Genomic DNA, 25,975 nt, shown 5'->3' on the forward strand with positions numbered 1-25,975 from the left:
GCGGTATGCCGTCCGCGACCTCTCAGTCCCGCCCACCCGTCCGCGTCGGCCTCGTGGGCTACGGCTCCGCCGGGCGCGGCATCCATGCGCGCCTCATCGCGAGCGCCGGGCTCGAGGTGGCCGTCGTCGTCACGGGCAACCCGGAGCGCGTGGCACAGGTGCACGAGGACCACCCGGAGGCGCGAGTCGTCGGCGACCTGGAGGCGCTGCTCGCGGGCGGAGGCGTCGACGTCGTCGTGCTCGCGTCGCCCAGCGGGGTGCACCGGGAGCAGGCCGAGACCGTCATCCGTGCGGGGCTGCCGCTCGTCGTCGACAAGCCTCTGGCGACCGATGCCCGGCTCGCGCTCGAGGTCGTGCAGCTCGCGGAGCGGGCGGGCGTGCCGCTGACCGTCTTCAACAACCGGCGCTTCGACCCCGAGCTGCCGGCGCTGCTCCGGGTGCGCGACGAAGGTCTCGTCGGTGAGATCTGGCGAGCCGAATACCGTTGGGATCGTTGGCGACCCGTGCCCAAACAGCGGTGGCGCGAGAAGGTCACGGCTCTGGAAGGGGGCGGCCTGCTCCTCGACCTGCACACGCACCTCGTCGACCAGGCGGTCATCCTCCACGGTCCCGTGCTCTCCGTCTATGCGGAGATCGACGCGCGCACCACCGTCGCCGAGGACGACACCTTCGTCGCGCTGCGGCACGAGTCCGGCGTCGTCAGCCACGTGTGGTCGAGCTCGGTCAACGGCGCGCCGGGGCCGCGGGCTCGGGTCAACGGCTCGGAGGGTGCCTACGTCATCGGCAAGCAGTTCGACGACGTCAGCGCCTTCATGGAGTTCGCCAACGAGGGCGATGCCGTCGGCTGGATCGTGCGCGGCGACGAGAGGGAGCCGGGCCCGGTCGTGACCGACGCCGACGAGGCCGACTTCTACCGTGCGGTGGCTGCGGCGCTGGCGTCGGAGGACCCCCGGTCGGCGATGCCGGTCGACCCCCGCGACGCGGTGCACGTGCTCGCCGTCATCGACGCCGCCCGGGTCAGTGCCGGCGAGGGGCGCATCGTCGAGGTCGTCACGCCGCGCTGACCCGGCGACTCGCGGCCGTCGTCGGGGGCTGACCCTCGGGCCTGTGGATGACGCCAGCGACGGAGCCGGCCGCCCTGTGACGATGAACGGGTGAGCGACAGGAACCCTGCCCGTCCCGAGGTGCCCGGGCACCGCGTCGAGTCCGTGCTCGGCCGTGGTGCCTCCGGCACGGTGTGGCAGGGCCGCGACGCGATGGGTCGGGCCGTGGCGATCAAGGTGCCGCACGACGCGGGCTGGCTGGCAGACGAGGAGGCGACCCGCACCGAGGCCCACGTGCTCATGGCGGTGCGCCACGACCACCTCGTCACCCTCCGCGACGTCGTGGCCATGGCTGACGGTCGCGTGGCCCTCGTCTTCGACCTCGTGATCGGGGCCTCCGTGCGCAGCACGGTGGACGCGAGAGGACGGCTCCGGCCGGGCGAGGCCGTCACGGTCGTCACGCCGATGTGCGAGGCCGTCGAGGCACTGCACGGTGCCGGCGGGCTGCATGGAGACATCTCCCCGTCCAACGTCATGCTCACCGCCGGGGGCAAGCCGCTCCTGCTCGACCTCGGCGCGGCCCGGCTCGCCGGGGCCTCGCCGGACCTGCCGGTCCACGGCACCGAGGGCTTCATCGCACCCGAGGTGCGGCAGGGGTTCGCCCCGACCGAGGCCAGCGACGTCTTCTCGCTCGGTGCGCTCGCGTGGTTCTGCCTCACCGGCAACGGCGCTCCCGACACCATGCTGCGCCTCGACCCGGAGGTCATCCGCAGCCATGTCGGCGCCCAGCTCGCCGAGGTCATCGGCGCGTGCATCGACCCCGATCCCGCTCGGCGGCCCTCCTCGCCCGAGGTCGCGCGGCTCTTCTACGAGACAGTCCCGGCCGAGGCGGTCGAGGTCGTCGTGGGCGCCGACGAGGCCTCCGCGCTCACGCACCGGATCCGCGCCGAGGCGCGCGACGAGGCCGCCGCCGCTGCGCCCGAGGCGGCCCCGCCGTGGTGGCGGATGTCGAGCGCCCGTGGATGGTGGCCACGTCGGTCGTCGTCCCGGGACCGGTGGTGGCGCCGCGATCGCCCGGGGCGCGCTGGGGTCGCCGGCGGCGCTGGGGGCACTGGGGTCGGCGGGGGCACTGGGTTCAGTGGGCGCGCTGGGGTCACCGGGCGCCCCGGTCGCACCTGGCGCTCCACGAGGGCGGCTGTCGGGTTCGCGGTCCTGGCCGGGGTGGTCGCCGTGGCGCTCGCGGTGGGGATGGTGTCGGCGCGATCGAGGGCAGCGGCCAGCGAGACCTCCCGACCGGGAGGGTCCGAGGTCTCGTCGGGGCCTTCGGTGGTCGTGAGCCCGGTGGCTCCCGCACCGACCGCTCCCACCCTCGCCTCCACGACGTCAACCGCGAGGCCTACCGCATCGGCCCCCGCGACGGCAGCCACGACTCCGCCCGCGACCTCATCTGCGACAGCAGGTCTCGAAGCGCTGCTGCGCCGGGTCGATGCTCCGCAGACATCCCCGCAAGACCTGGTCCAGGCACTCAGTGACCGCCGGGCGGAGGCGCTGGTCACGCGCGACCCAAGCCGTCTCGGCCGGGTCGACGCGCCGTCATCACCGGCGCACACCGCCGACGCGGCCGTCATCTCTCGCCTTCGTGCCGACGGCGCACGGTGGGAGGGTCTGTCGCTCGAGGTTGCGCAGGCCACCTTGGTGTCGTCCGAGGGCACCAGGGCGGTGGTGCGAGCGCGGGTGGACTGGACGGCATACACCGTCGTCAGCCAAGGCCAGCGGGTCGAGCGGCCGGCGGCGACGGGGGAGGTGCTCGACCTCACCCTCGTGCGCGGCTCCGCGGGGTGGCGGATCGCTGCGGTCAGCGCACCAGCCAGCTGACGGCACTCGTGAGGTCGGCGTGCTCGAAGGCGAAGCCGGCCGAGGTCAGGACCTGCGGCTCGAGGCGCTGGCTGGCGATGATGGAGTCCGCGAACTCGCCGATGACGATGCGCAGGGCAAAGCGCGGTGCCGGCACGAAGGCCGGCCGGTGCAGCGCCCGGCCGAGCTCGCGCGCGATGTCCTTCTGGCGCGCCGGCATCGGAGCGACGAGGTTGACCGGGCCGACGATCTCGTCGTGGTCTATGAGGTGCGTGAGGGCAGCGACTTCATCGACGATCGTGATCCACGGCCACCACTCGCGGCCCGTGCCCATCGGGCCGCCCAGCCCGAGCTTGCCGAGCAGGAGCAGCGGTGAGAACGCGCCGCCGTCGGGCGACATGACGAGCCCGGTGCGGGCCCACGCGACGGACAGCCCGGCGTCGATCGCGGGCTGCGTCGCCTCCTCCCACCGGGTGACGACACCGGCGAGGAAGTCCCGGCCCGGCGCGCTCTCCTCGGTGAGCACCTCGTCACCGCGGTCACCGTAGAAGCCGACGGCGGAGGCGTTGACGAGACGGATCTGCCGACCGGCCTGCTCGGCCACCTGCACGAGGGCCTGCGCCACGGTTCCGGTCGCGTCGGTGCGGCTGCGCTCCACCTCGCGCTTGTGCTCCGGGTTCCAGCGCTTGTCACCGATGCCGACCCCCGCGAGGTTGACGACCGCGTCCACACCCTCGAGGGCAGCCGCGTCGAGCTCGCGGCGTGCAGGGTCCCAGCGGATCTCGTCGGGCCCCTGCGGGTCGCGGCGCACGATGCGCAGCACCGTGTCTCCGCGATCGCTGAGGTGACGGCGAAGCGCGCCGCCGATCAGTCCGGAGGAGCCGGTGACGGCGACGCGCTTGCCCATGCATCTCACCCTACGTGGGGTGCGGCGATCATGCCTCGAAGCGTCCCTCCTCGAGGCGGGCCTTCATCGTGCCGAGGAAGCGAGCCGCGTCGGCCCCGTCGACGATCCGGTGGTCGTAGGACAACGCGAGGTACATCATCGAACGGATCGCGATGGTCTCGCCGCCGTCGGCGTCGGTGACGACGACGGGCCGCTTGACGATCGCGCCGGTGCCGAGGATGGCGACCTGCGGCTGGTTGATGATCGGCGTGTCGAAGAGCGCGCCGCGGCTGCCGGTGTTGGTGATGGTGAACGTGCCACCGGCGAGGTCGTCGGGAGCGATCTTGTTGTTGCGCGTGCGGTCTGCGAGGTCGGCGATGGCACGGGCGAGACCGGCGATGTTGAGGTCGCCGGCGTTCTTGACGACCGGGACGAGCAGGCCCTTCTCCGTGTCGACGGCGATCGCGAGGTTCTCGGTGCCGTGGTAGACGATCTCGTCACCCTCGACGCTCGCGTTGACCATCGGGTGCGCCTTGAGCGCCTCGGTGGCGGCGAGGGCGAGGAAGGGCAGGAAGCTCAGCTTCGTGCCCTCGCGGGCCTCGAAGTCGCTCTTGACCTTCGCACGCAGGCGGGCGACCTTCGTCAGGTCGACCTCGACGACGGTGGTGAGCTGCGCCGAGACCTGCAGCGACTCGACCATGCGCGTGGCGATCACCTTGCGCAGGCGGGTCATCTTCTCGCGCGTGCCGCGCTTGGGCGAGACCGCCGTGGGCGCGGCGGCCGCCGGTGCCGATGCCGCGGGGGCGCTGGGCGCCGCGGCCGGGGCAGCGGGCTCGGGTGCAGGCGCCTTGGCCGCCTCGGCGGCGTCGAGGACGTCCTGCTTGCGGATGCGACCACCGACGCCGGTACCGGTGATGGCGCCGAGGTCGACGCCGTGCTGGGTGGCGAGCTTGCGCACGAGCGGAGTGACGTATGCGGCGGCGTCGTCGCGCTGCTCGGGTGCGGCTGGCGCCTGGGCCGGCTGGGCAGCCGGCGCGGACTCGGCGGGCGCGGCGGGCGCGGCGGCCTCCGGCGACTGCTGGGCCGGCGGGCGCGGCGCGTCTGCGGGGGCGCCGGCCGGCTCCTCGGCCTTGGGCTCCTCTGCCTTGGGCTCCTCTGCCTTGGGCTGCTCTGCGGGCGCGGCCTGCTCGGCCTGGGCCTGCGCCGCGGGAGCGCTGCCCGCGCTTCCGCCGATGACGGCGAGGTCGGCACCGACGGGCACGGTGTCGTCCTCCTGCACGAGGATTTTGGTCAGCTTGCCGGCGACGGGAGAGGGGATCTCCGTGTCGACCTTGTCGGTCGAGACCTCGAGGAGCGGCTCGTCGACTGCGACGTCGTCGCCCTCGGCCTTGAGCCAGCGGGTCACGGTGCCCTCGGTGACCGACTCGCCGAGCGCGGGCATCGTCACCGTCTGGCCACCGCCACCCTCGCTGCCCGTGGCGGCGGCCTGCGGTGCTGCGGCCTGCTCGGCCTCCGGCTCGCTCGTGGCGGGCTGGGGCTCCTGCTCGGTGCTCGGGGCCTCGGGTGCCGGTGCGGCCGCCTGCTCCTGCGCGGGCTCCGGGGCGGACTGCTGCGGGGCGGGCGCGTCGCCGTCGCCGATGACGGCGAGGTCGGCGCCCACGGGCACGGTGTCGTCCTCCTGCGCGAGGATCTCCTGCAGGGTCCCAGCAACGGGAGAGGGGATCTCGGTGTCGACCTTGTCGGTCGAGACCTCGAGCAGGGGCTCGTCGACCTCGACCTTGTCACCGACGTTCTTCAGCCAGCGGGTGACGGTCCCCTCGGTGACTGACTCACCCAGGGCCGGCATGGTCACGCGTTCTGACATGACGTGTTCTCTCCTCTTCCGAGTTACTGGCTCAAGCGTGTGCGTGCAGGGGCTTACCCGCCAAGGCCAAGTGTGCCTCGCCGAGCGCCTCGTTCTGTGTGGGGTGCGCGTGGACGAGACCTGCGACGTCCTCCGGGTGCGCTTCCCAGTTGACGATGAGCTGAGCCTCGCCGATCTGCTCGCCCATCCTTGCGCCGATCATGTGCACGCCGACGATGGGTCCATCCTTTGCGCGCACGAGCTTGACGAACCCCTGCGTGCCGAGGATCTGCGACTTGCCGTTGCCGCCGAGGTTGTACTCGTACGTCTCGACCTCGCCGTGCTGCTCGCGAGCCTGCGCCTCCGTTAGGCCGACGCTCGCGATCTCCGGGTCGCAGTAGGTGACCCGCGGGATGCCCGACTCGACGATGGGGACCGGCGACAGGCCGGCGATCTGCTCGGCGACGAAGATGCCCTGGGCGAAGCCACGGTGGGCGAGCTGGAGACCCGGCACGATGTCGCCGACGGCATAGACGCCGTCGACGTTGGTGCGCAGTCGCTCGTCGGTGGGAACGAAGCCGCGGTCGATGGTGACCCCGGCCTCGGCATACCCGAGGCCGTCGGTGACGGGTCCGCGGCCGACCGCGACGAGCAGCAGGTCGGCCTCGATGGTCTCGCCCGACTCGAGCGAGACGGTGACGACATCGCCGTTCTGGCTGGCGCCGGCAAAGCGCACGCTGGTCTTGAACGCGATCTTGCGCTTGCGGAAGGCGCGCTCCAGCTGCTTGCTCAGCGCCTCGTCCTCGGCGGCGACGAGCCGGGGCAGCGCCTCGACGATGGTGACCCCCGAGCCGAAGCTCCTGAAGACGGAGGCGAACTCGACTCCGATGACGCCGCCACCGAGCACGACGACTCGGGCGGGGACGTGGTCGAGCGATAGGGCCTGCTCGCTCGTCATGATGCGGCCGCCGATCTCGAGCCCCGGCAGCGACTTGGCGTAGCTCCCGGTCGCGAGGACGACGTTCTTGCCCGTGAGGCGGCGGTCGCCGACGACGACGGTGTGCGGTCGGTCGAGGCGACCCGCGCCTTCGACGTACTCGATCGCCGCGGCCTTGACGAGGCCCTGCAGACCTTTGTGGAGCCGGCCGACGACGCCGTCCTTGTAGGCGTTGACGCCGGGCATGTCGACGCCCTCGAGCGTCGTCCGCACGCCGAAGCGCTCGCCCTCGCGGGCCACGTCGGCGACCTCGGCCGCGTGCAGCAGTGCCTTCGTCGGGATGCACCCGACGTGCAGGCACGTGCCGCCCAGCTTGCCCTTCTCGACGAGGGCCACCGAGAGGCCCAGTTCTGCCGATCGCAGGGCGCAGGCGTAGCCGCCTGACCCTCCACCGAGGATGACGACGTCGTAGTCGTCTGCGGCGTCAGCCGACATGAGTTGATGCTCCTTGTGGGGCTCGTGGCGCTGTGCTGGGCATTCGGGGTGGACTGCAAGAGCATCTTGTCATTGATCGAGGGGCGCGTCACAAGCAGGGCGCGCCGACCGGGCACGCCGCGTCGTGACGGGTCGAGCACGTACAGTGCCGCCATGGGCTGGTTCTCTCGCCGCGGCTCCCGGAAGACCGTGAAGTTCCCGGGGCGATCCGACGGGCCTGCGATGGAGATCGACCGCAAGGAGGTCGAGACCCACCTGCAGACCTTCGTCGCGACGAAGCGCGGCGTCGAGGCCTACGTCGAGCCGGCCACGAGCGTCACCAACACGACGATCGTGCTCATCGCCTGGGACGGCGAGTGGACCCGCCGTGCGGTGCCCTCGCCCAAGGAGGCCTTCGAGGTGAGCCGCAAGCTCGGCATCCCCGTCTACGACGTCAACCAGACCGGCTATCCCAACCGCATGCGGGAGTGGAGCAAGCGCAAGCGTCAGGGCGACGCCTGACCCAAAAGCACTGGCGGGTATGCCGGGTGGCTGACACAGTGAATTTCGTTCCGTCCACGCCGGATTCGGCACCAACGAGAAGGAGGTACTCGATGTCCACGAAGGATGGGGACACATCGGCGCAGGAGAAGGGCTCCTCGGAAGGGGGCAAGTCCGGCCCGAGCGAGGACATGAAGGCGAAGTTCCGCGCCGCCCTCGACAAGAAGCACGCGCACGGGGGCAAGGACGTCTCCGACGACGGTGACCGCTCCAAGGTCCACGGCGCCCACGGGCCTGCCAAGTCGCAGCAGATGTTCCGTCGCAAGTCCGGCGGCTGACCCCGCACGACTCCCGACCCGGTCGGCGGCCACGGCCGCCGGGCCACGCATACGTCGAAAGGCCAGAACGCATCGCGCGTTCTGGCCTTTCGACGGTGCCGACCCGACCAGGGGTGGCCACTCGACTCGGGTGAGGCGACCAGGAGTGGCCACTCGACGGGGTCGGTCAGAGGTAGGACTCGGCGAGGCCGACGAGGGTGCGCACGCCGAAGCCGGTGCCGCCCTTGGGCCAGTAGCCCGTCGCCCCCTTGTCGTTGAAGGCCGGTCCGGCGATGTCGAGGTGGCTCCACGGGATGCCCTCGCCGACGAACTCGCTGAGGAAGATGCCGGCCGTCAGCATGCCGCCCTCGGACCCGCCCTTGTGCGCGAGGTCGGCGTTGATCGAATCGAGCACGGGGCGCAGCTCCTTCGGCAGCGGCATCGGCCACATGGCCTCGCCGACCGTCTCGGCGGCGTCGAGCACGCGGGTGCGGAAGGCGTCGTCGTTGCCCATGACCGCGGCCGTGTTGGCGAGGGCGATGACCTGGGCGCCGGTCAGGGTGGCGACGTCGACGATCGCGTCGGGCCTCGTCTCGGAGGCGAGGGCGATGCAGTCGCCGAGGACCATGCGCCCCTCGGCGTCGGTGTTGAGCACCTCGACCGTCTTGCCGCCGCGCATCGTCACGACGTCACTCGGCCGCTGGGCGGTCGAGCTCGGCATGTTCTCGGCGAGGCCGAGGTAGCCGGTGACAGCGATCGGCAGGCCGAGCTCGGCGATGGCGAGCACCGCTCCGGCGACCGCGGCGGCGCCGGCCATGTCGCACTTCATCGTCAGCATGCCCGCGGCGGGCTTGATGCAGAGGCCGCCCGAGTCGAAGGTGATGCCCTTGCCGACGAAGGCGAGCGTCGCCTTGGGCCGGGCGGGGGAGTAGGTGAGCACGGCGATGCGCGGCTCGTTGGCCGAGCCCTGGCCGACACCGACCGTGCCGCCGAAGCCACCCGAACGCAGGGCCTTCATGTCGTAGGACTTGAGCTTGACCTTGCTGCCCTTGATCTTCTCCGCGACCGAGTCGACGAAGCTCTCGGGGTAGAGCAGGTTGGGCGCCAGGTTGACGAGGTCGCGGGTGTAGGCCACGGCCTCGCCCAGCGCGGCGGCGCGCTTGACGGCCTTGCGCGAGACGGCGTCGCCGGGGCCGATGATCGAGACGGACTCGACGGCGTCGGTGCTCGTCGTGTGGGCCTTCGACACGGCATACGCCCCGAGGCTGACGCCCTCGGCGACAGCGGCGACGAGCTCGGCGGAGGTGCCCGGCACGACGACGCCGGCCTTCTTCTTCTTGGCGAGGCCGCGGACCGCGGCGCCGATGCCCTTGCGCACGTCCTCGAGGGCCGCCGCGTCGGGCGTGCCGCTGCCGAGCGCGCCGACGCCGGCGAGCACGACGACGCGCGCCTTGACGTCGGGCACCGCGGCCAGCGTCGTGACCTCGCCGACCTTGCCGGCGAGCTCGAGGTCGCCGATGACGGAGCCGAGGTGTGTCACCGTGCGGCGGGGCAGGCCGTGCCCCGGCGCAAGGGCCGCGCCCTTGTCGCCGGACACGAGGGCGACGACGAGGGCGTCGACCGCGGCATCTCCCGCCGAGCGGGAGGAGAGGGTCAGGGTGGTCACGGAGGTGCTCCTTCTCGGACGTGGCGTCGCGGTGGCGTCGGTGCTCACGCGGCTGCGACCGTCGGCTGGCGACCGGCCCGCAGGCACGTCGCGGCAGCACGACAGGTGTGCGCGCTCGATCGTAACCGGGCCATCGCGCGGACGCCGGAAGGGTAGGTTGACGACCATGACGACAGCGCAGTCGGGGACGACCTCCCCGCTCCTCTCACCCCTGCACGACCGCCACGTCGCCCTCGGGGCGAAGATGGCCGACTTCGGCGGCTGGGACATGCCGATCGAGTACCCCGGCGGTGGTGTCGTCGCCGAGCACACGGCGGTTCGCGAGCGCGTCGGCGTCTTCGACGTCAGCCACCTCGGCAAGGCCTCGGTGGTCGGGCCGGGCGCGGCCGACTTCGTCAACGCGTGCCTCACCAACGACCTCCGGCGCATCCAGCCGGGCTCGGCGCAGTACACCCTGTGCTGCGACGAGTCGGGTGGGGTCGTCGACGACCTCATCGCCTACCTCAAGTCCGACGACGACGTCTTCCTCATCCCCAACGCCGCCAACACAGCGGAGGTCGTGCGGCGCCTCGCGGCGGCCGCCCCGGAGGGGATCACCGTGTCCAACCTGCACCACGACTACGGCGTCATCGCCGTGCAGGGCACGAAGAGCGACGAGGTGCTCGAGAGCCTCGGCCTGCCCACCGGCCACGACTACATGTCCTTCGTCGAGGCCGACTGGCAGGGCCGGCCGGTCATCGTCTGCCGCACCGGCTACACCGGCGAGCGCGGCTACGAGCTCGTGCCTCGCTGGGACGACGCCCCGGCGCTGTGGGACGCCCTCGTGGCCGCCGTCGAGCCCTTCGGCGGTATGCCGTGTGGCCTGGGCGCGCGCGACACGCTGCGCACCGAGATGGGCTACCCGCTGCACGGGCAGGACCTCTCGCTCGACATCTCGCCCGTCCAGGCGCGCGCGGGCTGGGCCGTCGGCTGGAAGAAGGACGCCTTCTGGGGCAAGGCAGCGCTCGAGGCCGAGCGCGCGAACCCCACCCGGCTCATGCGCGGCCTGCTCGTCACCGGACGCGGCATCCCGCGGGCGCACTGCGCCGTCGCCCACGACGGCGAGACGGTGGGCGAGGTCACCTCGGGCACGTTCTCGCCGACCCTCAAGCAGGGAATCGCCTTGGCGCTGTTGGCTCCCGGCGTCGCCGACGGTGAGACGGTGTCGGTCGACGTGCGCGGACGTGGGGTCGAGGCGACGGTCGTCAAGCCGCCCTTCGTGCAGGTGCAGGTCCGCGAGGCCTGAGGCGACCACGACGGCGCGTCACCGAGGTCGGGGGCGCGCCGGGCGGCATACCGGAGGCTCGAGGGGGCAGGATCGGAGGCGGACGACGTCCGTCCTGACCCCACGTCGAGGAGCTGACCATGACCGAGACCCCCGCCGACCAGCCCGCCACCACGGGCGCGCCCGCCGAACCAGGCGCACCGGGTGCCACCTTCAGCGACGACGAGCACGGCACCCTGCGGTCGGCCGCGTTGCTCGCCGGCGCCTTGGTGTCGCGCGCCGAGAAGGGCATGTTCGACAGCATCAAGGAGTCGTTCGCAGCCTCCAAGGCGATCGCCGGCTCACCACCGCAGATCGCGGCCCTCGTCGGCAAGGGCGGCTTCCCCGAGCTGCCCAAGGGCACGCCGGAGCAGGTCGAGGCGCGCACGCTCGAGCTGCTGGGCCAGGCCGTGGCGATCCTGCGCGCGAAGGCGCCCGACCTCGTCGACGGCTACCGGGCGATGGTGCTCGAGAGCTGCCGCGACGCTGCGGCGGCCGCGGACGACACGTCGGGCAACGAGCTGGCCGCGATCGCGAAGGTCGAGTCGGCCCTCGCGTGACCCGGCTCCGGCGATCGCGCCCAGCGAGGTCGGCCGTGCGTCAGCGCAGCGAGAAGCGGCGGCGGCCGTAGCGGTCGAGGATGCCGGCGAGCCGTTCGCCGTCGAGCGCGTGGACGGTCAGCCCGTCGCGACCCGTCATCGTCTCCGCCTGGAGCATCGCGTTGAGGATGGCCTCGGCGGTCGCCTCGATGACGGCCCCGAAGAGGGTGTCGAAGTACTCGAGCGCGAGCATCTCGACCTGGAGCCCGACCGCGGTGCGGGCTCCAGGGCCCTGGTCGGGCATGCCGTGGGCCGCGGTCGAGAAGGCGATCATGAGGTCACCGGAGTAGTTGTCGCCGCGAGCGCCGAACTTCGCGATGCCGAGCCCGGCCCGCTGCGCGAGCCGGTTGAGCTGGTGGGGCAGGAGGGGGGCATCGGTGGCGACGACGGCGAGCACCGAGCCGGTGCCCGGTGGCGGCACGCGGGTGATCTCCGACATCCGCGGGAAGGGGACGTCCTTCTTCGTGAGGACGTGCCCGATCGGCACCCCGTTGACCTCGAAGTGCTTGCGGTCGCCGTGGTTGGCCTGCACGAGCACGCCGATGGTGAAGCGCCGCTCGCCGAGCTCGACGACACGTGAGGCCGTGCCGGTGCCCCCCTTGAAGCCGTAGCACTGGGTCCCCGTGCCGCCGCCGACGTTGCCCTCGGCGATCGGACCACCTCGGGCGTCGTCGTGGGCGGCGTGCACGTGCTCGGCGGTGACGTGCTGGCCGCTGATGTCGTTGAGGATGCCGTCCCACGTCTCGCCGACCACGGGCAGCATGATCGGCATCCGGCCGGGAATGCGGGTCTCGCGCCGGATGAGGGTGTCGCGCACGACGCCGACGCTGTCGGTGTTGGTCAGGGCGATGGGGCTCGAGAGCATGCCCGACTCGTGGAGCCACTCGAGCCCGGTGAGCTCCCCGAAACCGTTGAGCCGGTGGTAGCCCGCGAAGACGGGCTCCGTCGAGGGTCGGCCGCCGTGGGGGAGCACGACGGTGACCCCGGTGCGCACGGGCCCCTGCCCGACGGTGAGCTCGCCCTCGCCGTGGACGATGGTGCTGTAACCGACCCGGACGCCCTCGACGTCGGTGATGGCGTTGTGGGGTCCGGCCTCACCGGTGCCGATCTCGATGCCGACGTCACTCGCTCGCACGGGGGTCTCTCCTCATCCACCCGCGGGCGGAGGTCGGCCTGCGGCTACGATCTGGCATGTCCTCGGGCAGTCGCCGACCGAGATGAGTCTGGCGACCCCACGCCGTCCAGAAGGGTAGCCGCTTTGACTCACGCACGCGATCCGCTCCGTGCCCGCGCGGCGCTGGCCACCGGGAGGGCTGCCGGACGGATGTCCCAGGCGCTCGGCCGAGGCTCAGGCTCGATGATCGGGGGCCGGCTGGCGCTGCGGGTCGACCCGGAGGTGTTGCGCGCGGTGGCGGGCGACCGGCGCACCGTCGTCGTCACCGGAACGAACGGCAAGAGCACGGTCACGGCACTCGTCGCGGCGGCCCTGTCACCGGGTGGTGCCGTCGTGTCGAACTCGACCGGCGCCAACATGACCGACGGCATCGTCACCGCCATGGCAGCCGACCGCGAGAGCAGCCTGGCCGCGATCGAGTGCGACGAGGTCTATCTCGGACCGGTCGCTCGCGGCACCCGCCCCAAGGCGGTGGTCGTGCTCAACTCCTCCCGCGAGTACACCCGTGGGGTCTCGCTCAAGAGCACCCTCGAGCACTGGCGGCACACGGCGGCGACCCTGCCCCACGACTGCGTGGCGATCGTCAACGTCGACGACCCCCTCGTCAGCTGGGCCTTCGAGACGGCGCCCCGCCGCATCGGCGTCAGCGGCGGGCTCTACTGGCGAGACGACGCGCTCGTCTGCCCGGCGTGCGGCACGGTGCAGGACTTCACCGACACGTCGTGGAGCTGCCCGGGCTGCCACCGGTCGCGGCCCGAACCCGACTGGAACGTCGTCCCGGACGGTGACGGGTGGGCCGTCGCGCACGCCGGCGGGCGCACCCGCCTCGACGTCACGGTGCCGGGTCGCACCGGCCCGGTCGGTGGCGCCTTCGCGCTCGCCGCGGCCGACGCCCTCGGTGTCGACGTCGACGCGGCCGCCGAGCGCATCAGCGCCGTGGCCGACGTCGACGGCCGGTATGCGCCCTATCGGGTGGGCGAGCACCAGGCGCGCCTGCTCATGCTGAAGAACCCTGCCGGGTGGGCCGAGGCCATCGACGTGGCCGTCTCGACGGGCCGGCCGCTCGTCGTGGCGCTCGACCCCTTCGGCCCCAAGGACACCGCGACGATGTGGGAGGCGCCCTTCCACCGGCTGGCGGGCCACGAGGTCTTCGTCACCGGGGGGCGTCGCGCCGACGGCCTCGCGATCCTCGGCGCGTCCGGGGTCGAGGCCCGGGAGGCGCCCGACATCGAGTCCGCCGTCACGAGCCACGCCCCGGGTGAGGTCGTCGTGGCCTGCAACTACCCGGCCTTCCGTCGCATCTCGAAGCAGTTCCGAGGGAGCACCCATTGAGCCCGCAGCCGTCCCTCACCGTCGCGACGCTGTTCCCGCTGGCCACCGTCGCTGCTGCCGACGAGGCGAACGCCGCCGCACTGGCGCGCCGCGGCGCGGCTCGGGGCATCTCGGTCGCGCTCGTGACCGTCGACCGCCCCGAGGCCTTCGTCGACGCCCACGTCTACCTCCTCGGCGGCACCGGTCGGGGCGGAGTGCAGGCGCTGGTCGACACCGTCGCCGACACCGACCTCGTCGTTCGCGTGCGTGACGGTGACGCCGTCCTGCTCGCCGTCGACGCGGGCCTCGACGCGGTGAGCCGCGCGTGGGTCGACGCCTCGGGTGCCACGCAGGAGGGTCTGGGCCTCGCGCCGGTCACCGTGCACCATGACCACGAGGCGACCGGCACGGTCGTGACCCGGCCGGACTCGAGCCTCGACCTGCCCGCCCTCGTCGGGTGGGAGGCCAACGACCTGCGCACCGAGCTCCACGACGGCGCTCGCCCGCTCTTCACCCTCGAGGCTGGTCGAGGCAACCGCGACGAGGGCGCCGGTGAGGGGGTGCTCGCCGGCAGCGTGCTGGGCACGCGTCTGCACGGCCCGCTGCTCGCGCTCAACCCGGAGCTCGCCGACCTCGTGCTCGGCCGTGCCGTCGGCCGCGACGAGCCGTGGCCGACGCTCGAGTCACCGGCGGTCGAGCGTGCTCGCCGCGAGCGCATCGCGGAGGTGCGGCGCGACACCCCCGCGGCAGGGTGGCGCGACCGGCTGCCGAGCTCGGTGGCCCGCCTCCTCCGGACCTGACCTGGCGGGGGCGACGGCGCCCGCGTCAGATCGCGGCGTGCAGGACGCTGGCGGCGACAAGGCCCGTTGCCAGGGCGATCTCGATGGCCGCGCCGATGACGTCGCCCGTGACGCCTCCGAGGCGGCGCACGGCGTGACGGCGGGTGGCCACGGCGCCGCTCGCCGCCGCCAGCGCGACGGTCGCGGCGACGAGTCCCGTTGTCCACCAAGGGCGCCCGACGGCCACCGCTGAGATCGCGGCGACGGCTGACGCGGCGACGCAGACGAGGGCAACGACAGCCACGAGCGCCCGTCGCGCCACGGTCCCCGCCACCCCTTGGCCGAGCCCCTCCTCCCGAGCAGCAGGTATGCCGTGTCGCGCGCAGATCGCGGGAGCCAGCCGGCTCGCCACGAGGGCGGTCACGCCGAGGACCGCTCCGCCCCCGTCGGTGAGCAGGGCTGCGAGGCAGGCGGCGTCGAGACCGAGGACGAGCACGAGTGCCGTCGCCCCGGCCGGGCCGGTGTTGCCCCGACGCATCACCTCCAGCGATCGCTCCCGGTCATGACCCGACGTCAGCCCGTCGGCGAGATCGGCCAGACCGTCGAGGTGCAGAGCGCGCGACAGCAGCGCGGGCACGACGAGCGCGAGGACAGCCGCGACGGCATACGGCAGCAGGCCCCGAGTTGTCAGCAGTGCGAGGACGACCCACGTCAGCACGACGGGGACGGTCGTCAGGGGAGCGAGCAGCATCGCGCCACCGAGGGTGCGCCGGTCGACGGTGCGCGGGGCTCGCCCCGGCAGCGCCGTGAACGTGCCGACGGCGAGACGCCAGGAGTCAGGCATCGCGAACGACCGGCGGCAGCGCCTCGGGCACGACCGGGGCGTCGCTGAGGTCGAGGACCCGGCCGGCGACGACGAGGTGCACGTGCGAGACGACTGCGGCGACGGCGGCGTTGAGGCGGCCGAGCTCGTCCTGGAAGAAGCGCCCCGAGGCGGTCGTCGGCACGAGCGACCAGCCCACCTCGTTGGTGACGACGACCACGGGCACCCGGGGGGTGCGCAGGACCTCGACGAGGGCTCGCCCCTCCTTCGCCACGCGGTCGGCGGCGGCGTCGAGGTCGTGCCAGCCCGTGTCGTCGACGAGGGCCGTCAGCCAGGTGCCGAGGCAGTCGACGAGCACGGGGCCCCCGGCCGACCCGATGACGCCCACGACGTCGCTCGTCTCGACGGTGCGCCACGACATCGGGCGGCGCACGCGGTGACCCTCGACTCGCCGCGTCCACTCGGGGTCGGCGAGGTCGGCTCGCCGGCCTGTCGCCACGTAGGTCACCGCGGGCTCGTGCGCCATGAGGTGCTCGGCGTGCCGGCTCTTGCCGCTGCGCACCGGACCCGTGACCAGGGTCGTGCTCGACGCCTTCGCGGCAGGCGTGGAGGTCACGGGCGCACCTGGGCGCGTGGGGGTTCGAACGCCACGGGTGCATCGAAGGCGGCGCGCCTCGAGGCCCGCCGGAAGACGCGGAGCAGAGCAGGGCCGGCCACGACGACGAGCACGGCGTTGAGCACGCCGCGAGGAAGGTCCCACCCGAGGGAGGTCGCGAGGTAGAAGAGGGCGTAGTGCGAGAGGTTCTCGGAGACCGGCGCGCCCGGGACGAAGCCCATGCCGCTCGGCGCGTTGGCCCCGAGGAACGGCCAGAACCACAGGTTCATGAAGAGCCCGTAGGCGAGCCCGGTCACGAGGGCGTAGCCCGCGACGACCCAGCGCTCGGCGCGCCCACCCGGCGCGACGGGCAGCAGCCCGGCGCCGAGCCCGATGCCGCCGGCACAGATCATCTGGAAGGGCAGCCACGGGCCGACGCCGCCCGTCAGCAGCGCACCGGTCGTCACGGCGAGCGACCCGGACACGAAGCCGACGCCCGGCCCGAGCACCCGCCCGGCGACGATGACGACGAAGAACATCGGTTCGAGCCCGGCGGTGCCGGCGCTGAGCAGCCGCATCGCACCGCCGGCAGCGGCAGCCACACCGAGCACCGCCACCGTCTTGGCGTCGAGACGACCCGCCGACACTTCGGCGAGGCAGACGACCGCGAGCAGCGCGATGAGCACGGCGAAGAACCACGGGGCGTCGTTGCCGTGCGCGATTGCCACCTCCGCAGGAACGACGAACGGCCAGAGGAAGGCGAAGAGACCGACGACGCCGACGACGGTGACCGAGACGACGGCCGGCCAGCGCAGCGGGATGACTCGCCGCGAGCCGGTGGGCTCTGATGCGCGGGCTCCGGCGACGGGCGTGACCGTCGGGCCGGGGCTCACGCCGACCGCCCGATGGCATCGGCGACCTCGGCGACCGTGAGCCAGGTCTGCGGGAGCATCACCTTGGTGACCTGGGGCGCGAAGGCCGGCGAGGCCGACAGCACCTGTCGGGCCGGGCCGTCGGTGACGACCTCTCCGTCGGCGAGGATGACGACGCGGTCAGCCACTTCGGCGGCGAGCTCGACGTCGTGGGTGGCGAGCAGGATCGTCGTGCCCTCGGCCGCGAGGGCCGACAGGATCTCGCCGAGCCGGTGCTTGGCGCCGTAGTCGAGCCCGCGGGTCGGCTCGTCGAGCAGGAGGACCTCCGGCGAGCCGGCGAGGATGACGGCGAGGGCGAGCTCCAGGCGCTGGCCCTCGGAGAGGTCGCGCGGGTGCTGGGTCGGGTCGATACCGCCCGAGATGCGGTGCAGCAGGGCCGCGGTCGCGCCGGGCTCGGCGCCGAAGTCGGCATCGGCGGCGACGCACTCCGCCGCGACGGTCTCGGCATAGAGGAGCAGCTCGGGTTGCTGGGGCACCAGCCCGACGGCGCGGACCCGCTCGCGCGGGGCCACGGCGTGCGGGTCGACCGACGACGCCCCGAGACGCACCCGTCCCTTGGCGACCGGGTGCTGCGCGGCGATGGCGCCGAGGAGGGTCGACTTGCCGGCGCCGTTGCGGCCCATGAGCGTCGTCACCGAGCCGGCCTCGAGGCTGAGGTCGAGCTCGTCGATGACGATCCGGCCGGCCCGCACGACGCGCAGGTCACTGACGGTGAGCGCGGTGGCCGGACCGACCGCCCGCAGCTCGGGCACCGACCGCGAGCTCGCCTCGACGAGCCGCTCGCGCAGCGCCGAGGCCCGGCGCCGGGCGTCTCGGATCGACAGCGGAGTCGGGGCCCACCCGGCGAGGCGCGACAGCCCGACGACGGGCGGGTAGATCTGCGAGTGGAGCATCGCCTCGGCGGGGTCGAGCAGGCCGGAGGTGTGGCCGCCGTCGACGAGGACGACCCGGTCGGCGTGGTGCACGACGCGCTCGAGGCGATGCTCCGCGAGCACGACGGTGACGCCGAGGTCGTGCACGATCCGGTGCAGCGAGGCGAGCACCTCCTCGGCGGCCACCGGGTCGAGGGCCGATGTCGGCTCGTCGAGGATGAGCACCCGCGGCCCGGCCGCGAAGAGGGCGGCGATCGCCGCGCGCTGCTGCTGGCCGCCCGAGAGCGTGCCGAGGGGCCGGCCGCGCAGGGGCGTCAGCCCGAAGAGGTCGAGCGTCTCCTCGACCCGGCGGCGGATCGCGGTCGGGTCCAGGCCCATCGTCTCCATGCCGTAGGCCACCTCGTCCTCGACGACGTCGGTGACGAAGGTCGTGCTCGGGTTCTGCTCGACGAGGCCGACGACGGTCGCGAGGTCGCGCGGTCGGTGCCGCGCCGTGTCGAGCCCGTCGACGGTGACCCGCCCGCTCAGGGTGCCGCCGCTGAAGTGCGGCACGAGGCCGTTGACGGTGCGCAGCAGGGTCGACTTTCCGCTGCCGGTGGGGCCGACGACGAGCACGAGCTCGCCCTCGGGGATCTCGAGCGTGACGTCGTGGAGGCTGGGAGCGGGCGCGCCGGCATACGTCACCGACACGTGGTCGAACGTGATCATCGGTCCTCCTCGCGAGGTCGGGGGGTCAGCCACGCGGGCACGGCGGCGAGGAGCACCGCGGCCACGACGGGGAGGGGGAGCGGGGGCAGGCCGGGGGAAGGCGTCGCGACGATGCCGTCCCACCCCTGCACGGAGGCGGCGACGAGGACGACGGCGGGCACCGCGCCGGCGGCTGCCGTGACGGTCTCGGGCCACTGCCACCGGTCGCGACGGTGACCGGAGCGCCGCTCGCGCGAGGCGCCGACGACGAGGCTGGCGGCCGCGAGCGCAGCGCCGACGGCGAGCAGCGGCAGGCCGAGTGCACCGCCCGCGGACGCGTCGAGCAGGCCGTAGAGGCCGCCCAGCACCCCGAGCAGCCCGACGAGCGCCAGCCCCGAGGCGAGACGCCGGTCGCGTGACGAGGCGTGGACGGTCCGGCCGTAGCCCCGCGACTCCATCGAGGCGGCAAGGCTGAGCGAGCGCTCGAAGGCGGTCTCGAGCACCGGCACGGCGAGCCGAGCCGTCTCGCGCACGCCGGTGCCCTGGTGGCCCCGCAGGGTGCGCGCGGAACGCACCGCCCGGGCGTCGGTCACCAGCTGCGGAGCGAAGGTGAGGCCGACGACGACGGCGGTGCCGACGTCGTAGAGCGTCGCAGGCAGGTAGCGGAGCAGCCGCCGCGGGCTCGCGAGGGCGTTGGCCGCACCCAGGCACGCGAGGACCGCGGCGAGGCGCAGACCGTCGTAGACGGCATACAGCAGCGACTCGAGAGTGACCGGGCCGCCCAGCCGGATGCCAGAAGCCCACTCCGGCAAGGGAACCCGCGGCAGCGTGAAGAGGACCGTCTCACCGTGGACACCGTTGCCGAGCAGCATCGTCATGACGACACGGAAGGCGATGATGACCGCGCCGATGACGAGGAAGCCCCACAGCGGGTTGGCCGTCGCCGGGTCGCGGCGTTCGGTGACGACGACGATGCAGACGCCGACGATGAGCAGGAGCACGACGGGGTTCGTCGTCCGCGACGCAGCCGTCGCGAGACCGAGCCCCCACAGCCACCAGGCTGCGGGGTGCAGGAGCCTCGGACGGAGCTGCATCGCTGGTCCCCTCCGTCAGGAGGGGGTGCCCGCCCCCCGACGGGAGCGCACGACGAGGTAGCCGATGAGGGCGAGGACCGCCAGGGCGGCCACGACGTATGCCGTCACGGTGCTGGCGCTCGTCGAGGTGGCCTCGGCGGTGGGCTGGGCCGAGATCGGGGTCGCGACGGCCGCAGGGGTCTTCGTCGCGTCAGCCGGGGCAGCGATGGTGACCGGGGCGTCGGCTGCCTTCGCCTCGGCGCTGACCTCCTTGACCTCGCCGCCGCAGTCGGTCGCGGGGTAGCCCGAGACCGCGCAGACGAGACCCTTCTCGGTGCGCAGGGCCCCGGCCTTGGCGAGCACGTCGGTGCTCGTCGCATCGGTCGGCACGCTCGCGCAGAGGGCGGTGGGAGCCGGCGGGGTGGTGGTGTCGGCGGAGTCGGCCGGGCGACCGTAGTCGACGACGAGCCCGACCCGCTTCTGGCCGGCAGCCGCTGGGGTGGCCCCGCAGAGCTGGTCAAAGGTGAGCACGGCCCGGGGGAAGCGGGTCGACTGCTCGTCGCCGACGGCGAAGCGCCAGCCCTCGACGCTGCCGTCGGCGGGCACGGTCTGGTCAGAGCCCTTCTGGGCGAAGGCCCAGGCCCCGTTCGACAGCTGGTAGAAGCCCCAGAAGCGGTAGGACGCCGCCTGCGCCGGGGCGATGGTCAGGGCGGCGAAGGCGCCGGCGAGCAGCAGGGACAGCACGACCCGCAGGGGTGTGCGACCAGGACGAACAGGGGACACGGTTTCCTCCTCGCGGTCGGACACCGTGCGGGCAGGCAGGGCCGGGGCCCCGTGCCTTCGGGCGACTCCGGTCCGCATTCCACGACAGACTGACAAAGGAGCCGAACGGGCGCGGGTTTTCCGGCTGTGCCCCGGGCCGGGCCCTCGCGGGTGGTCGGCCGTCGGCATCACGGTTGCGGGTCAGCGCCGGAGTCACACCGGCTTGCCCCATCGTCCTTCGGTACCTGCGAACCGTGGCACGCGCACGCCACACACGTCAAACGTGGTGCGCGGGGCGCTGGCTAGGCTGGCGGCATGAGCGCTGACTGGTCCTGGCTTTTCCTCGACGCCCACGGCAACACGATGGAGGGCGACGGTCTGCCGACCACCGGCTTCCCGACCCAGAGCGAGGCCGAGAACTACCTCGGCGAGTCGTGGCAGGAGCTGCTCGCTGCCGGGGTCGAGGCCGTGACGCTGCGTCAGCACGAGGCCGTCGTCTACGGGCCGATGAGCCTGCGGGCCGCGGAGTGAGCGAGCGGCTCTCGGACCCGCTGGGCCGCGACCTGCTCGGTCGGGTCCTGACGGCGCAGCGCTCGTGGCGCTCGCCCGGCGTCAGCGCCGGCGTCGTGCGCGACGGCGCGCTCGTGTGGTCGGCCCACGTCGGGTCCGCCCGGCTGGGCGCCCCGGGTGCGGAGATATCGCCGGGAGCGCCGGGGGTGTCGGAGGTGTCGGCGGCGGCTTCCCCGGCCGACGACGACACGCAGTTCATGATCGGCTCGGTCACCAAGACCTTCACGGCGCTCGCCGTCATGTCGCTGCGCGACGAGGGCCGCCTCACCCTCGACGACGTGCTCGGCGACTACCTGCCCGGCACGCGGCACGCCCGGGTCCCGCTGCGCCAGATGCTCGCCCACGCCTCCGGGCTCCAGCGCGAGCCGGTCGGCAACATCTGGGAGAGCCTGCAGGCGCCTGACCGCGAGGCCTTCGTCGCCGGCGTCGAGCAGGCCGAGCAGGTGCTGCCCGCGCACCACGCCTTCCACTACTCCAACCTCGCCTACGGCCTGCTCGGCCAGGTCGTCGAGCGCGTCACCGGCCAGGACTGGGAGCACGTGGTCCGCGAGCGGGTCACCGGGCCGCTGGGCATGACGCGCACCGGTCTCGTGCCGGCGCAGGACCGCGCCGTCGGCTACCAGATCGACCCGTATGCCGGCACCGCCCGCGAGGAGCCGCTCTTCGAGCTCGGCGCGACGGCGCCGCTCGGCGGGCTCTGGTCGACCGTCGCCGACATGGCCAGGTATGCCGCATACGTCGCTCGTCCGGACGGCCGCGTCGTCTCGGCCGAGACGGTCGACGAGATGTGCCGGCCGCTCATCATGACCGACGTCGACGGCTGGGGCGGCGCCTACGGCCTCGGTTTCGGCATGGGCCGGCGGGGCGATCGCGTCTACGTCGGTCACGGGGGAGCGATGCCCGGCTTCCTCACCGGCCTGCGGGTGCGCCGCCGCGAGGGCATCGGCGCCGTCGTCTTCGCGAACGCGAGCTCGGGTGCGCTCTCGCTGGCCCTCGCCACCGACCTCGTCGAGGCCGTGCTCGACGCCGAGCCCTCGCTGGCCTCACCGTGGGCGCCCGAGGCCCCCCGCCCCGACCTCGAGCACCTGCTCGGGCTCTGGTGGTCGGAGGGCTCGCCCATCACCTTCTTCGTCCGCGACGGCGAGCTGTGGTCGCGCCTCGCCGACGACGACCCCCTGTCGGAGACGCGGTATGCCGCCGAGCCCGGTGACGGTGGCCCCCTGGCCGACCGCTTCCGTGCTGTCGAGGGCCGCGAGCGCGGCGAGCTCCTCGAGGTGGTGCGGGCGCAGGACGGCTCCGTCGACCGGCTCTACTTCGCCACGTATGCCGTGACGCGCGCTCCGCTCGCCTTCGCCGACCTGCTCTGACCCGGCGTCACAGCAGCGTAAGACCAGCGTCAGGGAGGAGTCAGGAAGGAGTCAGGCCGGGTGGTCGCCCCGGGCGACCTGCGGCTTCGGCATGCGGGTGCGACGCATCTGGAAGGCCCGCATGATGGCGTACCACGCGTCGCCCTTCTCGGCCTGGCCGAACCTCGACTCGACCTTCGTGCGGGTGCGGCGCCACATGAGCAGGGCGTCGATGATCGCGACGAGGATGAGGCCGTAGACGAGGACGAAGACGGCCATGAGCGCCCAGCTCGCACGCACGAAGCTGAGCAGCAGCACGATGAGCATGACCGGCAGCATGAACTCGCCGATGTTCCAGCGGGCGTCGACGGTGTCGCGGATGAAGCGCCGGCGCGGGCCCTTGTCGCGGACCGGGAGGAACTTCTCGTCACCGGCCATCATGCCCGCGCGCTGCTTGGCCATCTGCTCGCGGCGCACCGCCTTGTCGCTCGAGCGGGCCGCCTTGCGGTCGGTGACGATGAGGGGACGCTTGTTGAGGGCCTCCTGCTCGCGACGCTTCGGCGTCGGGCGGTTCTTGGCGCCGGGGCGCGCCGAGTCCTGCTCGACGGGCGGGGCGAGCTCTTCGTTGAGGGTCTTCTTGCGTCCGAACACGGTCACACTCTAAGCGGTAGGGCGAGCGCCTCCGGCATCGTGAGCGTGGGCGAGACGGCGGAGGGTGGGCCGCCCCCGCCTCAGGCGGGTCACGGGTGACCTGCCGGGGGCGTCGGTGTCTGCAGGGGGACGAAGCGGTAGTAGCCGTGCTCGCTCACCCGGGTCACGCCGCCCTCGAGGACGACGAGCGCCATGCGGCCGGCGACGGGCACCACGAGCCGGCCCGGGTCGGCGAGCTGGTCGACGAGCGCCTGGGGCAGGCGGCGGGCCTGTGCCGAGACGAGGATGCGGTCCCACGGGCCCTCGTCGGGCAGGCCGAGGACCGCGGGGTCGGCGGCGCGAGCCTGCGCCCACGGCATACCGGCCCCGGCGACGTTCTCGGCGCCCCACCGGGCGAGGTGAGGCTCGATCTCGACGCCGACGACGTGGCCGGCCCTGCCGACGAGGTGGCCCAGCAGGGCCGTCGTCCACCCCGACCCGGACCCGACGTCGAGCACCCGCTGGCCCGGGTGGACGTCGAGCAGGCGCAGCATGTCGGCGACGGTGCGCGGCTGCGAGCACGTGCCGCCGTGGCCGATCGGCAGCGGCCCGTCGAAGCCGGCGCGGCTGCGCGTCCCGCGCGGCAGGAAACCCGACCGCGGGACGGTCTCGAAGGCGTCGTCGACGGCGTCCACCGTGTCAGTGAACCACCGGGTTACGCCGGCGCGGGCCGCCGTGGTCGGCGCGCGATGACGTGCAGGAGGGTCCCGAGGGCCCGGTAGGGGTCGGTGGCGCCCAGCCGCTCCTCGACGTCGAGCAGGGCCGCCAGCTCGTCACCGAGGGGTGCGGGCTGGTCGACCGGCACGTCGTCGGACGCGACGCGCACCCCGCCCCACACCTCGACCTCCAGACCGGCGGCCGTGCACGACGACGTCAGCGACTCCAGGGTGTCGGCGCGGGCATCGACGCCGATCTCGTTGCGGTAGAACGCATCTCGACCCTCGGCTCGAGCAGCTGTGCTCTCGGCGAGCATCCGGGTCGCGGCCTGCCAGTCGTGGCGGGCGGCCGGTCGCCAGGCGAGCGAGTCGCCGTTGCGTGCGAGGACCGACAGCACGCCGCCTGGTGCGAGTCGGTCGGCCAGCGACCGGATCGCCGACCGGCTCTCGGGGAGATACATGAGCACCCCGTGGCAGAGCACGACGTCGAAGCTCGCCCGCTGCGTGGTCGCCGCCAGGCCGGCGAGGTCGCCACTCAGGAGGGTGACCCGGTCACGTGCCTGGTCGTCGAGGTCCGCAGCGGCGGCATCGAAGGCAGCGCGCATGCCCTCGTCGGGCTCGACGGCCGTCACGACGTGCCGAGCGCAGCGAGCCTTAGCGCCTGGGTGCCCTGACCGGCTCCGACGTCGAGCACGGTTGCGGGAGGCGCGGGCAGGTGCGGAGCCAGCTGCCGCGCCACGACCTCCTGGCGCACGACGTTGCGCAGGTTGCCGAGCCGTTGGAGCCAGGCGTCCTGGCCAGGGAGGAAGGAGTTGGCGGCCATGACGTCGAAACTAGCCGCGGCCCCTGACACGGGTGGGCGGCATACGGCCTCGGTGTCCGCCGCCATCGGTAGGGTCGCGGATGTGACCGACGCAGCCCGCACCCCAGCCATCACCCCCGACGAGATCGAGCGGATCCGCGCCCGCGTGGCAGCGCTCATGCCGAAGGTGCGGGCAGACCTCGAGGCGCTCGTGCGCATCCCGAGCGTGTCGGCGAGCAGCTTCGACCAGTCGCACGTCGCCCGCAGCGCCGAAGCCGTGGCCGAGCTGCTGCGTGCCGAGGGGCTCGAGGTCGAGGTCGTCACCGAGGGCGGACGGCCTGCGGTCATCGGCCACGTCGACGGGCCCGAGGGTGCGCCGACGGTCACCCTGTATGCCCATCACGACGTGCAACCGCCCGGCGACGAGTCCGACTGGGACACAGCGCCTTTCGAGCTGACGGAGCGCGACGGGCGCCTCTACGGGCGCGGCGCTGCCGATGACAAGGCCGGCGTCATGGCCCACATCGCGGCGCTGCGCGCCCACTCCGGAGACCTGCCGGTGGGGCTGACGATCTTCGTCGAGGGCGAGGAGGAGTCGGGCTCCCCGTCCCTCGAGACGATCCTCGAGCGCCACGGCGACCGGCTCGCTGCCGACGCCATCGTCATCGCCGACTCGACCAACTGGGCCGTCGGCGCCCCAGCGCTGACGACGACCCTGCGCGGCGGCCTGCGGGCCGTTGTCACAGTGCGCACGCTCGACCACTCCGTGCATTCGGGAATGTACGGCGGCGCTGCCGTCGATGCCGTCACGGCCCTCGTGCGGCTGCTCTCGAGCCTGCACGACGACGACGGCTCCGTCGCGGTGGCCGGGCTCGACGCGGGGGAGGCCTCCGACCTCGACTACGACGAGGCGCGCTTCCGTGAGGAGAGCGGACTCCTGGACGGCGTCGACCTCATCGGCACCGGCTCGATCCTGTCGCGGCTCTGGACCAAGCCGTCGATCACGACGATCGGCATCGACGCCACCTCCATCGACAAGGCGTCCAACACGCTGGCCGCGTCGGCCGCAGCCAAGATCTCCGTGCGCCTCGCGCCGACCCAGGACCCTGTCGCGGCGTTCGCGCTCGTCAAGGCGCACCTCGAGAGCCACGCCCCGTGGGGGGCGCGGGTCGAGGTCGCGCTCGAGGAGAGTGGTCCCGGCTTCGCGGCCGACGCCGACGGGCCCGTCTACGACGAGGCAAGGGCCTCCTTCGCCGACGCGTGGGGGGTCGATCCCGTCGACATCGGGGTCGGCGGGTCGATCCCGTTCATCGCGAGCTTCGTCGAGCGCTTCCCCGACGCGGCGATCATCGTCACCGGCGTCGAGGACCCCGACACCCGTGCCCACGGCGCCAACGAGTCGCTGCACCTCGGCGAGTTCGAGAAGGTGTGCGTGGCCGAGGCTGTCTTCCTCGCCCGCGTGGGTGCGCTGCACGCCTGA

26 protein-coding genes are annotated in these 25,975 nt (G+C 73.2%); 11 read left to right on the plus strand and 15 right to left on the minus strand.

What is annotated here, in order from left to right:
- The first annotated feature begins 5 nt into the window (after positions 1–5).
- Positions 6–1,064, plus strand: a complete 1,059-nt coding sequence (locus FHX52_RS03045) for a Gfo/Idh/MocA family protein (RefSeq protein WP_141819802.1) — start codon at positions 6–8, stop codon at positions 1,062–1,064.
- A 90-nt stretch (positions 1,065–1,154) separates the two neighbouring features.
- Positions 1,155–2,918 (plus strand): serine/threonine-protein kinase, encoded by a 1,764-nt coding sequence (locus FHX52_RS03050; protein ID WP_141819804.1) that lies wholly within the window; start codon positions 1,155–1,157, stop codon positions 2,916–2,918.
- Here the strand turns inward: FHX52_RS03050 and FHX52_RS03055 are convergent.
- From FHX52_RS03055 to lpdA, 3 genes are read right to left on the minus strand one after another with little or no spacing between them, the layout of a single operon-like run.
- Positions 2,899–3,804 carry a TIGR01777 family oxidoreductase gene (locus tag FHX52_RS03055; RefSeq protein ID WP_141819806.1) on the minus strand — a complete coding sequence of 302 codons (906 nt, stop codon included), beginning with the start codon at positions 3,802–3,804 and terminating at the stop codon, positions 2,899–2,901. The genes FHX52_RS03050 and FHX52_RS03055 overlap by 20 nt on opposite strands.
- A gap of 28 nt (positions 3,805–3,832) precedes the next feature.
- A complete protein-coding gene (gene sucB / locus FHX52_RS03060; protein ID WP_141819808.1) occupies positions 3,833–5,647 on the minus strand; it encodes a 2-oxoglutarate dehydrogenase, E2 component, dihydrolipoamide succinyltransferase in 1,815 nt (604 codons plus the stop codon).
- Positions 5,648–5,678: 31 nt separating this feature from the next.
- On the minus strand, positions 5,679–7,058 hold the full coding sequence (gene lpdA / locus FHX52_RS03065; protein WP_141819810.1) for a dihydrolipoyl dehydrogenase: 1,380 nt from the start codon (positions 7,056–7,058) through the stop codon (positions 5,679–5,681).
- Between the two features lie 153 nt (positions 7,059–7,211).
- Here lpdA and FHX52_RS03070 point away from each other — a divergent pair, with 153 nt between their 5' ends.
- Positions 7,212–7,559: a hypothetical protein gene (locus FHX52_RS03070; protein ID WP_185747056.1), complete on the plus strand. Its 348-nt coding sequence runs from the start codon at positions 7,212–7,214 to the stop codon at positions 7,557–7,559.
- A 92-nt stretch (positions 7,560–7,651) separates the two neighbouring features.
- Positions 7,652–7,876 (plus strand): DUF5302 domain-containing protein, encoded by a 225-nt coding sequence (locus FHX52_RS03075; protein ID WP_141819812.1) that lies wholly within the window; start codon positions 7,652–7,654, stop codon positions 7,874–7,876.
- A gap of 166 nt (positions 7,877–8,042) precedes the next feature.
- Here the strand turns inward: FHX52_RS03075 and FHX52_RS03080 are convergent, their stop codons facing one another.
- On the minus strand, positions 8,043–9,521 hold the full coding sequence (locus FHX52_RS03080; RefSeq protein WP_141819814.1) for a leucyl aminopeptidase: 1,479 nt from the start codon (positions 9,519–9,521) through the stop codon (positions 8,043–8,045).
- Between the two features lie 166 nt (positions 9,522–9,687).
- Between FHX52_RS03080 and gcvT the strand changes: the two genes are divergently transcribed.
- Positions 9,688–10,806: a glycine cleavage system aminomethyltransferase GcvT gene (gene gcvT / locus FHX52_RS03085; protein ID WP_185747057.1), complete on the plus strand. Its 1,119-nt coding sequence runs from the start codon at positions 9,688–9,690 to the stop codon at positions 10,804–10,806.
- A 119-nt stretch (positions 10,807–10,925) separates the two neighbouring features.
- Positions 10,926–11,384: a hypothetical protein gene (locus FHX52_RS03090; protein ID WP_141819816.1), complete on the plus strand. Its 459-nt coding sequence runs from the start codon at positions 10,926–10,928 to the stop codon at positions 11,382–11,384.
- Between the two features lie 40 nt (positions 11,385–11,424).
- On the opposite strand, the gene FHX52_RS03095 is transcribed toward FHX52_RS03090, so the two are convergent.
- Positions 11,425–12,558: a DmpA family aminopeptidase gene (locus FHX52_RS03095; protein WP_141819818.1), complete on the minus strand. Its 1,134-nt coding sequence runs from the start codon at positions 12,556–12,558 to the stop codon at positions 11,425–11,427.
- Positions 12,559–12,747: 189 nt separating this feature from the next.
- Here FHX52_RS03095 and FHX52_RS03100 point away from each other — a divergent pair, with 189 nt between their 5' ends.
- Both FHX52_RS03100 and FHX52_RS03105 read left to right on the plus strand, forming a co-directional pair.
- A complete protein-coding gene (locus FHX52_RS03100) occupies positions 12,748–13,929 on the plus strand; it encodes a Mur ligase family protein (RefSeq protein WP_141819820.1) in 1,182 nt (393 codons plus the stop codon).
- Positions 13,926–14,708, plus strand: coding sequence for a hypothetical protein (locus tag FHX52_RS03105; RefSeq protein ID WP_141819822.1), 783 nt, complete (start codon positions 13,926–13,928; stop codon positions 14,706–14,708). Before FHX52_RS03100 ends, FHX52_RS03105 begins: the two co-directional genes overlap by 4 nt.
- A 25-nt stretch (positions 14,709–14,733) precedes the next feature.
- On the opposite strand, the gene FHX52_RS03110 is transcribed toward FHX52_RS03105, so the two are convergent.
- Genes FHX52_RS03110 through FHX52_RS03135 form a run of 6 tightly spaced genes read right to left on the minus strand, consistent with a single transcriptional unit; the run spans position 14,734 to position 20,452 of the window.
- Positions 14,734–15,531, minus strand: a complete 798-nt coding sequence (locus tag FHX52_RS03110) for an adenosylcobinamide-GDP ribazoletransferase (protein WP_141819823.1) — start codon at positions 15,529–15,531, stop codon at positions 14,734–14,736.
- The gene (locus tag FHX52_RS03115; RefSeq protein ID WP_185747058.1) at positions 15,524–16,126 is read right to left on the minus strand and encodes a bifunctional adenosylcobinamide kinase/adenosylcobinamide-phosphate guanylyltransferase; all 603 of its coding nucleotides are present in this window, start codon (positions 16,124–16,126) and stop codon (positions 15,524–15,526) included. The genes FHX52_RS03110 and FHX52_RS03115 overlap by 8 nt, the downstream gene beginning before the upstream one ends.
- Entirely contained in the window at positions 16,123–16,998 is an 876-nt protein-coding gene (locus tag FHX52_RS03120; RefSeq protein ID WP_141819825.1) for an ECF transporter S component, read from the minus strand. Before FHX52_RS03120 ends, FHX52_RS03115 begins: the two co-directional genes overlap by 4 nt.
- Positions 16,995–18,617: an ABC transporter ATP-binding protein gene (locus FHX52_RS03125; protein WP_141819827.1), complete on the minus strand. Its 1,623-nt coding sequence runs from the start codon at positions 18,615–18,617 to the stop codon at positions 16,995–16,997. The genes FHX52_RS03120 and FHX52_RS03125 overlap by 4 nt, the downstream gene beginning before the upstream one ends.
- Positions 18,614–19,690 carry an energy-coupling factor transporter transmembrane component T gene (locus tag FHX52_RS03130; RefSeq protein ID WP_141819829.1) on the minus strand — a complete coding sequence of 359 codons (1,077 nt, stop codon included), beginning with the start codon at positions 19,688–19,690 and terminating at the stop codon, positions 18,614–18,616. The genes FHX52_RS03125 and FHX52_RS03130 overlap by 4 nt, the downstream gene beginning before the upstream one ends.
- Before the next feature lie 15 nt (positions 19,691–19,705).
- Entirely contained in the window at positions 19,706–20,452 is a 747-nt protein-coding gene (locus FHX52_RS03135; RefSeq protein ID WP_246069587.1) for an SCO2322 family protein, read from the minus strand.
- A 294-nt stretch (positions 20,453–20,746) separates the two neighbouring features.
- On the opposite strand from FHX52_RS03135, the gene FHX52_RS03140 reads away from it, so the two are divergent.
- A complete protein-coding gene (locus FHX52_RS03140; protein WP_141819832.1) occupies positions 20,747–20,962 on the plus strand; it encodes a hypothetical protein in 216 nt (71 codons plus the stop codon).
- Positions 20,959–22,368 (plus strand): serine hydrolase domain-containing protein, encoded by a 1,410-nt coding sequence (locus FHX52_RS03145; RefSeq protein WP_141819835.1) that lies wholly within the window; start codon positions 20,959–20,961, stop codon positions 22,366–22,368. Before FHX52_RS03140 ends, FHX52_RS03145 begins: the two co-directional genes overlap by 4 nt.
- Before the next feature lie 51 nt (positions 22,369–22,419).
- On the opposite strand, the gene FHX52_RS03150 is transcribed toward FHX52_RS03145, so the two are convergent.
- The 4 genes from FHX52_RS03150 to FHX52_RS24075 all read right to left on the minus strand — a co-directional run bounded on the left by FHX52_RS03150 (position 22,420) and on the right by FHX52_RS24075 (position 24,516).
- Positions 22,420–22,998, minus strand: a complete 579-nt coding sequence (locus FHX52_RS03150; protein ID WP_141819836.1) for a DUF3043 domain-containing protein — start codon at positions 22,996–22,998, stop codon at positions 22,420–22,422.
- A gap of 89 nt (positions 22,999–23,087) precedes the next feature.
- Positions 23,088–23,672, minus strand: coding sequence for a protein-L-isoaspartate O-methyltransferase family protein (locus FHX52_RS03155; RefSeq protein WP_141819838.1), 585 nt, complete (start codon positions 23,670–23,672; stop codon positions 23,088–23,090).
- Positions 23,673–23,692: 20 nt separating this feature from the next.
- Positions 23,693–24,325 (minus strand): methyltransferase, encoded by a 633-nt coding sequence (locus FHX52_RS03160; RefSeq protein WP_221630455.1) that lies wholly within the window; start codon positions 24,323–24,325, stop codon positions 23,693–23,695.
- Complete coding sequence (locus FHX52_RS24075; protein WP_221630457.1) at positions 24,322–24,516, minus strand: hypothetical protein; 195 nt, start codon at positions 24,514–24,516, stop codon at positions 24,322–24,324. The genes FHX52_RS03160 and FHX52_RS24075 overlap by 4 nt, the downstream gene beginning before the upstream one ends.
- Between FHX52_RS24075 and FHX52_RS03165 the strand changes: the two genes are divergently transcribed.
- Complete coding sequence (locus tag FHX52_RS03165) at positions 24,515–25,975, plus strand: dipeptidase (RefSeq protein ID WP_141819840.1); 1,461 nt, start codon at positions 24,515–24,517, stop codon at positions 25,973–25,975. The genes FHX52_RS24075 and FHX52_RS03165 overlap by 2 nt on opposite strands.

It is taken from the genome of Humibacillus xanthopallidus (genome assembly GCF_006717145.1).
Lineage (GTDB): Bacteria > Actinomycetota > Actinomycetes > Actinomycetales > Dermatophilaceae > Humibacillus > Humibacillus xanthopallidus.